15 protein-coding genes are annotated in these 12,885 nt (G+C 40.0%); 3 read left to right on the plus strand and 12 right to left on the minus strand.

Annotation, left to right across the window (positions count from 1 at the left end; translation table 11 throughout):
- Nucleotides 1-157: 157 nt before the first annotated feature.
- From LX73_RS02790 to LX73_RS02810, 5 genes are read right to left on the minus strand one after another with little or no spacing between them, the layout of a single operon-like run.
- A complete protein-coding gene (locus tag LX73_RS02790; protein WP_211359346.1) occupies nucleotides 158-1,093 on the minus strand; it encodes a hypothetical protein in 936 nt (311 codons plus the stop codon).
- Complete coding sequence (locus LX73_RS02795; RefSeq protein WP_148897946.1) at nucleotides 1,086-1,310, minus strand: glycogen-binding domain-containing protein; 225 nt, start codon at nucleotides 1,308-1,310, stop codon at nucleotides 1,086-1,088. The genes LX73_RS02790 and LX73_RS02795 overlap by 8 nt, the downstream gene beginning before the upstream one ends.
- Complete coding sequence (locus tag LX73_RS02800) at nucleotides 1,298-2,338, minus strand: hypothetical protein (protein WP_148897947.1); 1,041 nt, start codon at nucleotides 2,336-2,338, stop codon at nucleotides 1,298-1,300. The genes LX73_RS02795 and LX73_RS02800 overlap by 13 nt, the downstream gene beginning before the upstream one ends.
- Nucleotides 2,335-3,045, minus strand: a complete 711-nt coding sequence (locus tag LX73_RS02805; RefSeq protein ID WP_148897948.1) for an early set domain-containing protein — start codon at nucleotides 3,043-3,045, stop codon at nucleotides 2,335-2,337. Before LX73_RS02805 ends, LX73_RS02800 begins: the two co-directional genes overlap by 4 nt.
- 5 nt (nucleotides 3,046-3,050) lie before the next feature.
- Nucleotides 3,051-3,611, minus strand: coding sequence for an RNA polymerase sigma factor (locus LX73_RS02810; protein ID WP_148897949.1), 561 nt, complete (start codon nucleotides 3,609-3,611; stop codon nucleotides 3,051-3,053).
- A gap of 264 nt (nucleotides 3,612-3,875) precedes the next feature.
- Between LX73_RS02810 and LX73_RS02815 the strand changes: the two genes are divergently transcribed.
- The 3 genes from LX73_RS02815 to LX73_RS02825 all read left to right on the plus strand — a co-directional run bounded on the left by LX73_RS02815 (nucleotide 3,876) and on the right by LX73_RS02825 (nucleotide 6,374).
- Nucleotides 3,876-5,156 (plus strand): sigma-54 interaction domain-containing protein, encoded by a 1,281-nt coding sequence (locus tag LX73_RS02815; RefSeq protein ID WP_148897950.1) that lies wholly within the window; start codon nucleotides 3,876-3,878, stop codon nucleotides 5,154-5,156.
- Nucleotide 5,157: 1 nt separating this feature from the next.
- The gene (locus LX73_RS02820; RefSeq protein ID WP_246138147.1) at nucleotides 5,158-5,661 is read left to right on the plus strand and encodes an LptE family protein; all 504 of its coding nucleotides are present in this window, start codon (nucleotides 5,158-5,160) and stop codon (nucleotides 5,659-5,661) included.
- Between the two features lie 77 nt (nucleotides 5,662-5,738).
- Nucleotides 5,739-6,374 carry a tetratricopeptide repeat protein gene (locus tag LX73_RS02825; protein WP_148897952.1) on the plus strand — a complete coding sequence of 212 codons (636 nt, stop codon included), beginning with the start codon at nucleotides 5,739-5,741 and terminating at the stop codon, nucleotides 6,372-6,374.
- A 33-nt stretch (nucleotides 6,375-6,407) separates the two neighbouring features.
- On the opposite strand, the gene LX73_RS02830 is transcribed toward LX73_RS02825, so the two are convergent.
- From LX73_RS02830 to pfkA, 7 genes are all read right to left on the minus strand, one after another.
- A complete protein-coding gene (locus LX73_RS02830) occupies nucleotides 6,408-7,043 on the minus strand; it encodes an MBL fold metallo-hydrolase (protein ID WP_148897953.1) in 636 nt (211 codons plus the stop codon).
- Between the two features lie 247 nt (nucleotides 7,044-7,290).
- Nucleotides 7,291-7,503, minus strand: a complete 213-nt coding sequence (gene rpmE / locus LX73_RS02835) for a 50S ribosomal protein L31 (RefSeq protein WP_148897954.1) — start codon at nucleotides 7,501-7,503, stop codon at nucleotides 7,291-7,293.
- Nucleotides 7,504-7,577: 74 nt separating this feature from the next.
- Nucleotides 7,578-9,077 (minus strand): MoxR family ATPase, encoded by a 1,500-nt coding sequence (locus LX73_RS02840; RefSeq protein WP_148897955.1) that lies wholly within the window; start codon nucleotides 9,075-9,077, stop codon nucleotides 7,578-7,580.
- A 105-nt stretch (nucleotides 9,078-9,182) separates the two neighbouring features.
- Nucleotides 9,183-10,460, minus strand: coding sequence for an aminodeoxychorismate synthase component I (gene pabB / locus LX73_RS02845; RefSeq protein WP_246138148.1), 1,278 nt, complete (start codon nucleotides 10,458-10,460; stop codon nucleotides 9,183-9,185).
- Nucleotides 10,461-10,462: 2 nt separating this feature from the next.
- On the minus strand, nucleotides 10,463-11,338 hold the full coding sequence (locus tag LX73_RS02850) for an aminotransferase class IV (RefSeq protein ID WP_148897957.1): 876 nt from the start codon (nucleotides 11,336-11,338) through the stop codon (nucleotides 10,463-10,465).
- On the minus strand, nucleotides 11,328-11,870 hold the full coding sequence (locus LX73_RS02855) for a TlpA family protein disulfide reductase (protein WP_148897958.1): 543 nt from the start codon (nucleotides 11,868-11,870) through the stop codon (nucleotides 11,328-11,330). The genes LX73_RS02850 and LX73_RS02855 overlap by 11 nt, the downstream gene beginning before the upstream one ends.
- Before the next feature lie 12 nt (nucleotides 11,871-11,882).
- The gene (gene pfkA / locus LX73_RS02860) at nucleotides 11,883-12,875 is read right to left on the minus strand and encodes a 6-phosphofructokinase (RefSeq protein ID WP_246138149.1); all 993 of its coding nucleotides are present in this window, start codon (nucleotides 12,873-12,875) and stop codon (nucleotides 11,883-11,885) included.
- Between the last annotated feature and the right edge of the window lie 10 nt (nucleotides 12,876-12,885).

A 12,885-nucleotide genomic window follows, 5' to 3' on the forward strand; every position in this document is an offset into this window, starting at 1 on the left:
GTTTACTCGGAGAATATTTTCCCATTTCTGTCCATGGGACGAGTGAGTTGAAGGATCGTTACATTTTAATCTCTCTTTCTATAATTCCCGCAATTAAAAAAGGACTGCCAATTTTGACAGTCCACTTAAGCGGTTTTCAAAATATCGTATAAATATTTTATCCGGTGCCATTTCCATTACCGCCACTATTATTTTTGCCCTTATTTTCCGGCTTATTTTCAAGCCCTTTGGGTACATTACCCGGAGGGCCACCGCCTATATTTCCATTGAATAGGTTTTCTAGAATCTTCTTGGCTGGGATTCCGCCTTTCATTTGTTGAGATACCCGATTTACAACAGATGCCGCTGGCAACTGACTGCGCTGTTGTCCCATTTGTAATGCTGAAGGAAGTTTTTGCAACTCATCAGCATTAAATCCTCGTTTTAATGCATTTGCAATAAAAGTTCTAGAGGCTTTGGGGGCAGATTTTGTGGTTGGTAAATCTGAAAAAATACCCATTGCAACTACGATATTAGTGGAATTAGTTTTATCAAGTATTGACTTTGACTCTATCTGAGACAACATTGCATTAACCGTTTCCGTAGATATACCCTGAGCAAATGAACTGGAAACAGATCGAACCATTTCTGTTCTGAATTGATCTTGTGACATTCCACTGCCCGACTTGTTAACAATTTGCTGTACGTGCTTCTGTTTGATCCAGGGATCTACAACCTGAGCTGATTTTGTCATATTTTCTTGCATCTGGCTAATTGCAGGCACAATACGTCCGCCGGGTATCCCTTTAGACAGACCTTCAAGAGCCTTTTCTAAAGCCATTTCTGCTGGTAATTTTTTTTCAGACATTGCTAAAGCCGTTTCTAAAATCTGCCCGATATACTGGTCACTAACCCCGCGTGATTGCGCACGTTTTTGAAGTGTAGCTATTTTTGCTTGGTTAATACCTGCCTTTTTCGCTTCTTCAACAAGTACAGACACATCCTTTTCCTGAGCATTTATTTCACTTGCTGCAAGTAATAACAGGAAACAACTGACAAGTGAGATCAAAATTTGTTTAGACAATTTCATAATCATTTCCTCAAATTTATTCAATCAATAACATTGCGTTTTCACTGCCAAAACCATCGTCAACAGTGTAAGTATCATTTGAAAATTGAAGCCACTTTTCTGAATCTCCCTGTACCTCAAGTACTTTGTATTCATAAGCACCAACTGAAAGCAACAATTGGGTGACATAAATATTGTCAGACTGTTTGGTAAGAGGTATTCCCGTCTTGTCCCAGTTGTTAAAACCACCTACCAAGTACAATCGTCCATCCCAGAATACTCAATACGTACTTGCTGTTCCCCCATATTCTTATCCCATACGGGCGTTATTGTACCTTGACTTGTGTTAAGGGTAGGTTCAAAACTGAATCGTACGCCTCCCGAGACCTGATAATCATTTATAGAGGCATTTACAGTCTCATACTTTAGCGCTTTCACTCCTGTGAAAAGAGTAAATCTTTCATTCAGTGGAATATTGCCATTCAATCCTAAACGGTAAATTCGATCTGTATTGGTTACTGTGGAAGCAGTATTCTGCCCCCCACCGACAGGTGGGAAATTGCCACCTCCGCCTGTATTTGATGTGGTCTGATCAAACTGATACTGCTGTATACCACCATTAAGTGATATGGAAGTACCATTTCTAAGATGATACGCTATAGAAACTTTGCTATTAAATCCCTGAGTAATATCAGGTAGATTATTTAACGTACCGGACAATCCTGCTGTGATTTGCCACTGATAATTAGGCCACGTTTCAAACTCTAAATTATATATGTTAAACTGATCATTGCTTTGTGCTACTCCCTGGTAATTACGATACATTCTAAAATTAGGGCCCATCTTTAGCCGGAATAACGTAAAGGAAGAAACAAACCAGGTAGCTTTAGGTTGAGCCCAAAATAATGTGCGGTCGTAATTACTTGAAAGATGGCTTACTCCACCCTCAAGGCCTAAACTAATACTATTAGAAAGCCGATAGTTATAGTCAACTAATCCTAAAGCTCCTTTCCAGTGCCCAAATTGAGTTTCAAAAAGAGGCTCATACAAGACTCCGCCGGTTAGCGATATGGAATGATTGTTCCGGTGCCAAAAAGTTTGGCCCAAGAGCGAAGTGAAATTATATGTTGACTCTACAGAGGTATTCCACTCGGACAAAAAGGGATTTAAATACTGATTAGTCGAATAACCGACCCGCGTATCCAGTGATACCACTGTTTGCCAATGTTGGCTATAGCAAACAGTAGATCCTGATATCAATAGAATTATGACTAATAAATAGATCCTCATAAATACACGACTGCATTTTTATTTCCAAAGCCATCTTCGTGTTGTACCGTTGCCAACGGATCGGTAACCCATTTATCGCCGTTTTTAACAAACATGTAATTGTGCTTACCACGCGACATTGAAACAAGTCCTGTCCAAATAGTCTTTCCATTTATCACCTGTTTCGACATTTCTATTGGCTCCCAATCACTAAAATCACCTGCTACAGCAATGGATTTTGCCTCTTCATCTACATACATAAACCGCATCATTACCTTTTCTCTGTCAGAAGAGACCTGTTGCACTGATTTACCAACTTGTGAGTTGTTTGTTGCAATTACCGGCTGGTTTGAATCAAATGTACCTGATAAAAAGAATGAGTATGAGAAAGCAGCCAAAACCAATAGTGCAATTGAAAACGCATATACCGGTCGTAAAGATATTTGCTGCGGCACCCATAAGTATTGAAAGTATTTGCGGAGTCTTTCAGAAATAGATACATGTTCTTCTGTTTGTTCTGCCCCAACCTGGTGCATAACCTGATCGGTAAACCCTTCAGGCACAGATGTATTGTTATTACCGACAAACTTATCTTCCAGTTGATGTTCAAAACGTAACATACTGCGCAGATGCTCATCATCTGCTATTGTGTGTAATGCCTCTTTCTCCTCTTCCGAAGAAAGCTCATTATCCAGATATTTCCGGAGTAATTGATCTTTTTCATTCATAACATTTAACCGTTTTGTTCTACAAAATCTTTTAGCTGTTTTTTAGCCCTGTAAACCCGCACCTTCAATGCACTTACAGAAGTTCCCAAGCGTTGTGACATCGCTTGATATGTCATATCTGACTCATATTTCATCAAAAAAGCCTTTGAATATTTATCATTTATTTCATCTAAGCCTTTTTTAATCAGGTTATTCCATTCTGCATTTTCTATGGCTGCATCTGCTGCCTCATGTTGATCCATTTTTTGATGCAAAACATGATCATCAACTTCGTTAAAGTTCTTATTCTGTCGGCGAATATTTTTTGCATAATCTTTACAATGATTCATTGCTATCATATATAGCCATGAGGAGAACTTCGAATCCCCTTTAAAAGAAGACAATCGCTCATAAGTTTTAACAAAAATTTGCTGAGCTAGCTCTTCTGTATCTGCATCAGACTTCACAAAACGATTAACTACACTAAAAACCATTGGTGCATAACGATCTACCAACACTTCATAATGATGACTCTCACCATCTAAAATATCCTGTACTAACTGAATTTCTTCTTCCTGTCGGTCCATTCCTTAACTTTATATGATACTAAGCTGGAAGATATAATATACTATTCAGTATTACAGACTTAGAACATCAGGCATATAATATGACGAACGAAATTTAGAATCGTTACTTTTTAATTTGTCTATCAGAGTGTTTAACTACCAAAATCTCTAATTCATACCTTATCACATCTTTTAACCAACAATATATTTATGTATCTAAACGAGTAATTCTTACCTTTAGGGTTAGGTAAAATAAAGGTATTTTCAGAAGAAGCTGTTTATTCTATGGACCGCGAAGCATTTCAAGAACGATTTGGACTTATCGGTGATTCTGCTGCACTAAAGCAGGTCATTGATAAAGTTATACAGGTTGCCGATACCGATATTACCATCTTGTTGCAAGGTGAAAGTGGCGTCGGTAAAGATGTAACGGCTAAAGCCATCCACAATGTAAGTCACCGCAAACACAACGAGCTGGTAATTGTTAACTGTGGTGCTATACCCGAAGGTATTATTGAGAGTGAACTTTTTGGGCATGAAAAGGGATCATTTACCGGTGCACATGAAACACGCGAAGGATATTTTGAGAAAGCCAACGGTGGCACTATTTTTCTCGATGAGATTGGTGATATGCCTGCTAATGTGCAGGTAAAACTGCTCAGAGTATTAGAAACTGGTGAGTATTTTCGCGTAGGATCTAGCAAGGTGAGAACTACCGATGTACGTGTAATTGCTGCTACGAATAAAGATTTGTGGGAACTTGTCCAAGAAGATTCTTTTCGCGAGGATTTATACTATCGCCTTGATACGGTCAAAGTAAAACTTCCTCCACTTCGGGAGCGTCCTGATGATATTATTCCTATTTTTCGAAAATTTGTTACCGAATTTTCTGCTGAGTATGATTCTGTATTTAAAGGTTTTTCCGATGATGCTAAAGAACTATTACAGTCATACCGCTGGCCGGGGAATGTTCGGGAGTTGCGAAACGTGGCTGAGCAGCTTGTAGTACTCGAAAAATCTCAATTTGTTGATACGGAAAAACTCAAAAAGTATTTGAAGGGACGCCAACATACCGGTGAGGCGGATAATCTACCTGTGCTTGCCGAACAGAAAAGTTCATCAAATGGGGCATTCGGAGATGATGACCAGCAGCTCATTTATCGTGCCCTGGTCGGACTCAGAAATGATATTGGCGATCTCAAAGAGATGCTAGCTAACTTTTTATATTCTACAATTTCACAAAAAAATATTAAAGCCCTGCCACAAAATATCCAAGATGAAGTAAATGAGACGGAAATGTCGAGCATGGATATTGACGTAGGAGATGCCGATGAAAATATTGGTGTACAATCATATACCGAAGCAGATATTTCGAAAGAGACTGAGGAAAATGAGTTTTCTTCATTTTTCAACAGCGGCGATATCCCTTCTATTGAAAAAACCGAGCAGTTTTTGATTGAACAAGCTCTCAATAAATATGAAGGCAATCGCCGAAAAGCATCAGAAGCATTAGGCATCAGTGAACGGACTCTTTACCGTAAGTTAGATCAATATGGACTGCAATAGATTGCAATCATTGATAGTCCTCCTGTTCATCAGTGTGGCACTTTCGGGCTGTTTTAAATACAGTTTTACCGGTACATCAATTCCAGAGGACGTCAATTCGATTTATATTCCTTTTTTTGCTGATCAGTCTTCGGGGGGAGTTAGCAATTTAAGCAATCGGCTTAATGAAGCTCTGGTTGATCGATTTATTAATCAAACAAAGCTGCAGCTGGCCAATAATCGCAACGGTGCTGATGCTGTGTTGGAGGGATCCATCAGAACCTATGCTAATCAAGCATTTAGCCTTACCGGCGAACAACAGACTAGTCGTAATGAAGTTACCATCAGAGTGCAAGCTACATTTCAATACACTGATAAAGAGCAAGCCGAATGGTCTTCATCATTTAGTGGAGCCGCTACCTATGACACCAATGAAGATCCTATCAAAGGAGAATCAAATGCAGCAGATGAAGCTTTGGCACAAGTGGCAAACAACATGTTTAATGACGCAGTAAGCGGATGGTAATTGCGATTTACTGGTTGACTGAATCGGCCGGCTGGTTATATTAAAATAATTGTTGCTCTAAAAAATAGCGTTACATAATGGCTGAACTACCTTTTGAAATACCTGAATCGCTCGCTTCTTATGCCGAACATTTCGAAAATAACCCGGTAAAAGCGACTAAGCGACTGGAGAAACAACTACAAAAAAGAGGTCCCGATGCCGTGGGACATTTTTTACTGGCATGGTTCTATCATCAACGGGGACGTAAGGATCAAGCCGTTGACGAAGCTCTTAAAGCTAAAATATTTGCTCCAGGCAGTCCTTTTTTCAAAAAATTGCATTATTATTATTCCCATCCTCAAACATTTGATGCCTGGACACCCGAATCTTCAGCATCTCCCAATAAACAAAAAGAGTCACCTACTCAACACGGACCTGTTTTAAATCTCGATAATCTTATCCAAAAACTATCGGCCGTTGAGTCTGAACGACTTACACCCAATGGTGATGCAGATAAAGTACCCTTAGATGGTAAATCTTCTGGCTCATCAGAAAATATTGATAATCTTGTCTCTGAAACACTTGCAGAAATTCATGTTGAACAGGGAAAGTTCGAGACAGCGATTAAGATGTATAAACAACTTAAAAAGACAAATACAGATAAAGAGGAGCAGTTCGAAAAAAAGATAAGACAGCTAGAGAAACAAAAAGAAGCGAAGAATCAAGAAGAGTAACTCATCTTAATAGCACAACGGTGATCAAAACCACTATGATTGTACAAAGGGATTGGATTGCTTTTCATGCCCAATTGTAGTTGCTGGTCCGTGTCCCGGATAAACTGTTGTATCATCAGGAAGAACGTACAGCTGATTCTGAATAGATTGTTTTAACATATTGAGATCACCCTTGTATAGATCAGTACGTCCGATTCCCTCTTTAAAGATAGTATCTCCAGCAATAAGTATTTCATCTTCACTGCCATATAGTGATACGTGATCAGGCGCATGACCCGGAGTATATCGTATATCAAAACAAAAGTTACCTATCTCCCATTTGGATGTTATAGGCAATTTTTGAGGTTCAAAGTCAAATGGCTCTGCCTGCAATCCAAACATTGAAGCCTGAGAAGAAAAGTTATTCCACAGCCAGTGATCTTCATCAGAAAGGAAAACAGGTATTTCGTTGTCACTTAACACCTTGTCGATTCCAAGCACATGATCAACATGAGCATGGGTTAACACGATAGCAGAAAGAGTTGCTCCACTGCTTTTTATCTTTGTTTTCACCGCTTGGTATTCCTGTTGATGAGCAAATCCCGGGTCAACAATCAGAGCCTCCTCCCCCTGAATCAGTAAATAGGTATTCTCGGCAAAAGGACCTACAGTAAATGAATGAATTTGCATAAGAGAGACATTGAATTACAGAAACACTGAGCACAAAAAGACTACAAGTGAAAAGCTTTACAAAATATTGGATAACCAGCAGTCATTGTAAATGATAACACAGTAATCTCATATAAAACTCAATCATAAGATTACTTTACTCCATTCGTAATGATCGGGGAGAAATTTATAAAGCCTTTATTATTGAATAATAAAAAAGGATGCACTCCTGAAACGAAATGCATCCTAAAATTCAATAATATGGTACCTAATCTTGACCGTAACGCTCTTTAAAGCGATCAATACGACCAGCCTTCTTCTGGTAGTTCATATTGCCCGTATAGAATGGGTGATTTTTAGAATCAACTTCGCTGTGAAATGTACCATCTTCGGTATCAATAGTACTACGCGTTTTAAACTCGGTGCCATCACTCATGACAACCGTAATTTCATTATAGTCCGGATGAATTCCTTCTTTCATGGGATAAATTGATTATTTGGTTTCAACAATTCGATCGAAAATATAACTATTTTTCCATGTATTTGCAATAACTGTCATTCCGTAAAATCTTCTAAATTATCAAAGTCATCCATCGAACCAAGTACACTTCCCAGCATATCGGAATACGAACGCTGGTTGTCCAAATCCTCTTTGCCAAGCATAGAATGTTGATGCAGTGCCTCAATGATAAAATCCATCACTGCGGGGTCTTGAGCTGTGGGAATCTCCAAATATTTTTGAGCAATAGTTTCCAACTCAGGAATCTGCTGTAGCTTTTTCTGATACTGTTTTTGGTCAAGACTGTCAGCCAGTTCAAGGCTATTTCCATTGGCAAACCAATTTAAAACAGGCTCATACAAACTCCCTCCCTCCTGTTTTTTCTGTTCTTCAGGGTCTGGAAAATAGTTTTCGAAAATAGTTTTGATAGCCTTACCAATAATATGCTTGGCTACATTTGTTACCCCTTCCTGTTCGCCTTCATACACAAGTTCAAGCTTACCGGTCAGTGCCGGAACGATGTGGAATACATCCGTTATACGTGCCACAGTTGTCGACTCACCATTGAGAATAGCTCTTCGCTCAGCTGCAGAAATCAGCTGCTCCATCGCCGTAATCGTCATACGTGTCGAAACACCGCTTTTCTGATCAATATATTCTGAATCCCGCGCCACGAAAACAATCTGCTCTAACAATTCTTTATAAATGCGGGGGATGACTACCTCAATATCTTCACCACGGCTTATCCATGCCTCTTGCTCAGTAATTTCCATCGCAATATCCATCTTCTTGGGATAGTGCGTTAATATTTGAGAATCAATCCGATCTTTTAAAGGGGTAATAATATTTCCGCGGTTGGTATAATCTTCAGGATTGGCAGAAAATACCATCAAAATGTCCATAGGAATGCGGATATTGAATCCACGAATCTGAATATCACGCTCCTGCATAATATTGAGCAGCGCAACCTGAATGCGCGGCTGCAGGTCGGGTAGCTCGTTAATACCAAAGATACCCCGGTTGGTACGCGGTACTAAGCCAAAATTGATTACATTCTCATCAGCCAGGTGCAACTTCTCAGAGGCTGCTTTAATGGGATCAATATCACCGATAAGATCTGCCACAGCTGTATCGGGTGTGGCCAGCTTTTCACCGTACCGTTCGCTTCGGTGAAGCCAACGGATGGGGGTCTCATCTCCCTGTTTATCGACCAGTTCACGTGCCTGTTTGGAAACCGGATGCAGCGGATCGTCATTAATTTGAGACCCTTCAACTATTGGCACATATTCATCCAAAAAAGTAACAAGCTGACGGAGTATCTTAGTTTTAGCTTGCCCGCGCAGTCCCAGCAGTATAAAATCATGCTTGGCCAACAGTGCATGTTGCAGCTGTGGTATCACTGAATGGTCATACCCTTTAATATTCGGAAACAATGGTTCACCGGACTGTATCTTGGCGATTAAATTGCTTCGGATTTCCTCCTTAACCGACTGAGGTTGCCATGATGATTTTTTAAGCTCACCAAGTGTAGATACCGATTTATGAAGCTGCGACATGGTAATATTTTGTTTGTGATTAACATGTAAATAAACCAACAACTATCGTTAATCATTCATATCTAAATAAAAGCTTTTCCTAATTACCTTATATGCTTGGACAAATTACGGAGTGGTAGTCTTTTTTATTTCACTAAGTGCACGGGCCTTCACTATGGTCTCGTCCCATTCTTTTTGGGGATCCGAATCACTGGTAATAGCCCCACCTACTGAGTAGTAAAGCTTATCACCTTTTACAATAGCCGTCCGAATAACCACATTAAAATCAAAGTTTCCTGCGGGATTGATATAGCCAATGGCTCCGGAATATATACCCCGCCGGTAGTTTTCAAGCTCTTCAATAATTTGCATAGACCTTAATTTTGGAGCTCCAGTCATCGACCCCATGGGGAAACAAGACTCCAAAATGGTAATAGCATCTTCACAATCGGTTTGCGCCTCAATAGTTGATACCATTTGGTGCACTGTTTCAAAAGATTGGATCTCAAAAAGATTTGCTACCGATACTGAACCCGGACGAGCAATTTTGCTCAAATCATTCCGAACCAAATCTACAATCATCACATTCTCAGCCTGTTCCTTTTGTGATGTAACAAGCTGCTCCCTAAGCATCTGATCTTCTTCCTTCGTTACACCTCTAGGTGATGTCCCTTTGATAGGCTGAGAAAAAATATGATCATCTTCTTTTCGTATAAATCGTTCCGGAGACTGGCAACAAATGCTAAGATCGTCGGTTTGTAGGTAACTCCCGAAAGGTACTGCTCCAGCTTCTTTCATTTTGCTATATAGTGATAGCGATGATCCACCAAAACATCCCTGCAACTGGTGAGAAATATTGACCTCATAACAGTTGCCTTTGGCAATATGGAACTTCGCATCCTTTATTCTTGATATATATTCACTTTTACTGACTTGAGGCTCTAAATCCCCAATTTGGCAATTGCCCGCAGAGTTGGGATCTATGTCTTTTAGCTCCTCCTCACTTATTGAGCCGCGTAATACTTCAATCTGATTAGTTTGATGATTTACTGATAACAATAAATCAGGAACCATAAAAAAAAGATCCGGGGCCTGTACATCATCAGCATTGGTAGAACTAATATCCTCAAGATGATTTTTTAAGTCATATCCAAAGTAGCCGAACATCCAGTCATCATACTTTTCTCGAAAATCCCGTAATGCTTGCCACGGATTGCCTTCCCACTGCTTACTTTGCCCTTCTGTCGAAATCTTAATCTGGTCGTCTCGTGCTTTAATAACCGCTTTAGGCTGTGCTGCTAAATATGATTTTTGAGCCCAAGAGTGACTTTTTAACTGAGATTCCAGTAACACGACAGGACCATGATTAGAAAAATAATGCGTTAACCGACTAATGTCCGTCACAATTAGTACAAAGGTTTTAAATTTTTATTAACCAAGTCATGAAAACGATCTTTTAGCTCTGCAAGTAACGGATCATCTATATTATAGGTTTCATCATTAATTTTTTGCACAGCGACAATTTCGCGTACTGAGTTACATACCCAAACAGCCTCGGCATCAGCAAGATGGTCAATGTTATAGGTATCTTCTTCAAGATTCCATTTTCCATGCCGCCGAATGATATCCATCACAATAGCTCGCGTTATACCAGGCAGTAGCTCGCATTCTTTTGAAGGGGTAAATATCGTTGAACCCTTTCGCCAAAAAATATTAGCAATAGTTGTTTCCGAAACATATCCCGAAAGTGTTTCCATAAGCGCATCATCAGCTCCCTTGCGGGATGCCTGCTGAGCAGCCAGAATATAGTTTATTCCATTGGTAAATTTATACTTTGAAGGCAATGATTGTGATGGTATTCTTTTAGTTTCAACAGTTGCTAATTCTATAGGCTTAAAGCCTGCAGGACAAGAAGATGCAGATATCATAAAATGAGATTTTTCAATATCATCCGGATGGTATCCGCGTGCTCCTTCCCTCCAAACCTGCAGGCGTATTACAGCATCCTTTCCAGCTAAGTCATTCTGTTCTTTAAGTGTTTGGATGTAATCTGAAATTTGACCTGTTCGTACCGCCTCAGGATGTTTGATATCCAGCTCGTCAAGCCCACCACGCAACCGTTCTAAATGTTTTTTAAGAAAAAGTACTTTATCTCCATATGTTCTAAAAGTTTCGAAAACCCCATCACCATACATAAGTCCCCGAGACTGAGCCCCGGCCAGTGGAGAGCCGGCAGGCTTAATATCACCATCAAAGCAAATTAAATTGCTATTATCTTCCATCTGAGATTATTGTTTTTAAACTATCATATTGGCCTTTATCACTATATCCCATAAAAATACTTTCAAGCTGCCCTTTTGGGTTATACACCAGCTGAGCAGGTAACCCGGGAATTTGAAACTCAGAAAATTGTTTTGATCCCGCTACAAAGTTAAAGGGAAACTGATTTTCTTGTATATAATTAATTGCTTCGTCCTTTTGCAACCCTACCGCAGCAGCAATTACCGCAATGCTATCAGAATACTGTTGTTTAACCTTGGCAAGTTGGCGATGAGATCTGAGTGATGCCTTCGACCAATTTCCCCAAAAATCAACAACAACAAATTTGCCTTTAAAATCGGATATCCGCAAGCTATCGTCAGTCTGTACCTTATTCCAGGTGACTATGCGCAAAGAATCCTGCTCAAACATACGCTCCTGAAATGCTTTGTGTTCACTACTGCGGTTGCTAAGCGTAAAAAAGACAATTAATCCAGCAGCAATTACAAAACAGATCGCCAAAAAAGTATTAAAGTATTTAGGATCGAGCTTCATAATATGATGTTGTTAAATTGAAATAATATCAGCAATACGGAGCAGTGCGTCATCCATCTCTGGCTTACGCTCTGTCGCTTTCTTAAAATCGGTAAATGTAACCGACCTGTTCCGCACGCCTACCATCACGTTACGACGACCATTCATTAACGCTTCAACCGATCTTACGCCCAACCTACTGGCCAGTACGCGATCTGCAGTATTAGGACGACCACCCCGTTGCACATGTCCTAATATAGTAACTTTTGTTTCATAACGATCACCAAAACGTTGCTGTACCTCGTCTTCCAACTCAAAAACACTTTTACTTTCCCCTTCGGCTACGATCACCAACCGAGAGCTTTTTTTACGCTGTGAGGTGCGTTCCAATGATTGGAAAAGCTTATCCACATCCCGATCTATCTCGGGTATCAATACCTCCTCAGCACCGGCACCGATACCCGAATACACGGCTATAAATCCGGCATCACGGCCCATTACCTCAATAAAAAACAGTCGGTTATGCGAAGTAGCAGTATCTCTTATTTTATCTACAGCCTCAACAACGGTATTAACGGCCGTATCAAACCCAACTGTAAAATCAGTACCAAAAATATCATTGTCGATTGTACCGGGAATTCCTACAATAGAAAAGTCATACCGTTCTCCAAACTCCAATGCACCTGAGAATGTGCCATCGCCCCCAATAACAACTAACGCATCGAGATCATGTTTTTGTACATTCTTCCAGGCTTTCTCCATACCTTGATCTGTCCTAAAATCAGCACTTCGGGCCGATTTCAATACCGTTCCTCCCTGATGAATAATATGCTTGACCGATCCGGCCTCCATTTTTTCAAACTTGTCATCGATAAAACCTTGGTATCCCTGATAAATTCCATATGGTGTAATGTCATAATACACACACGAACGTACCACTGCTCGGATCGCTGCATTCATACCGGGTGCATCCCCACCGGATGTTAGTACACCAATTTTATCAGGATTTTTTTCTTGCTTAGCCAATGAATTGATG

Origin of the sequence: Fodinibius salinus (genome assembly GCF_008124865.1) — a bacterium.
GTDB lineage: Bacteria > Bacteroidota > Rhodothermia > Balneolales > Balneolaceae > Fodinibius > Fodinibius salinus.

Excerpts from the sequence above, each read along its gene's own strand:
- LX73_RS02800 (WP_148897947.1), bottom strand. The coding sequence starts at position 2,338 with ATGAGGATCTATTTATTAGTCATAATTCTATTGATATCAGGATCTACT.
- LX73_RS02805 (WP_148897948.1), bottom strand. The coding sequence starts at position 3,045 with ATGAATGAAAAAGATCAATTACTCCGGAAATATCTGGATAATGAGCTT.
- LX73_RS02810 (WP_148897949.1), bottom strand. The coding sequence starts at position 3,611 with ATGGACCGACAGGAAGAAGAAATTCAGTTAGTACAGGATATTTTAGAT.
- LX73_RS02815 (WP_148897950.1), top strand. The coding sequence starts at position 3,876 with ATGGACCGCGAAGCATTTCAAGAACGATTTGGACTTATCGGTGATTCT.
- LX73_RS02825 (WP_148897952.1), top strand. The coding sequence starts at position 5,739 with ATGGCTGAACTACCTTTTGAAATACCTGAATCGCTCGCTTCTTATGCC.
- LX73_RS02830 (WP_148897953.1), bottom strand. The coding sequence starts at position 7,043 with ATGCAAATTCATTCATTTACTGTAGGTCCTTTTGCCGAGAATACCTAT.
- rpmE (WP_148897954.1), bottom strand. The coding sequence starts at position 7,503 with ATGAAAGAAGGAATTCATCCGGACTATAATGAAATTACGGTTGTCATG.
- LX73_RS02840 (WP_148897955.1), bottom strand. The coding sequence starts at position 9,077 with ATGTCGCAGCTTCATAAATCGGTATCTACACTTGGTGAGCTTAAAAAA.
- LX73_RS02850 (WP_148897957.1), bottom strand. The coding sequence starts at position 11,338 with ATGGAAGATAATAGCAATTTAATTTGCTTTGATGGTGATATTAAGCCT.
- LX73_RS02855 (WP_148897958.1), bottom strand. The coding sequence starts at position 11,870 with ATGAAGCTCGATCCTAAATACTTTAATACTTTTTTGGCGATCTGTTTT.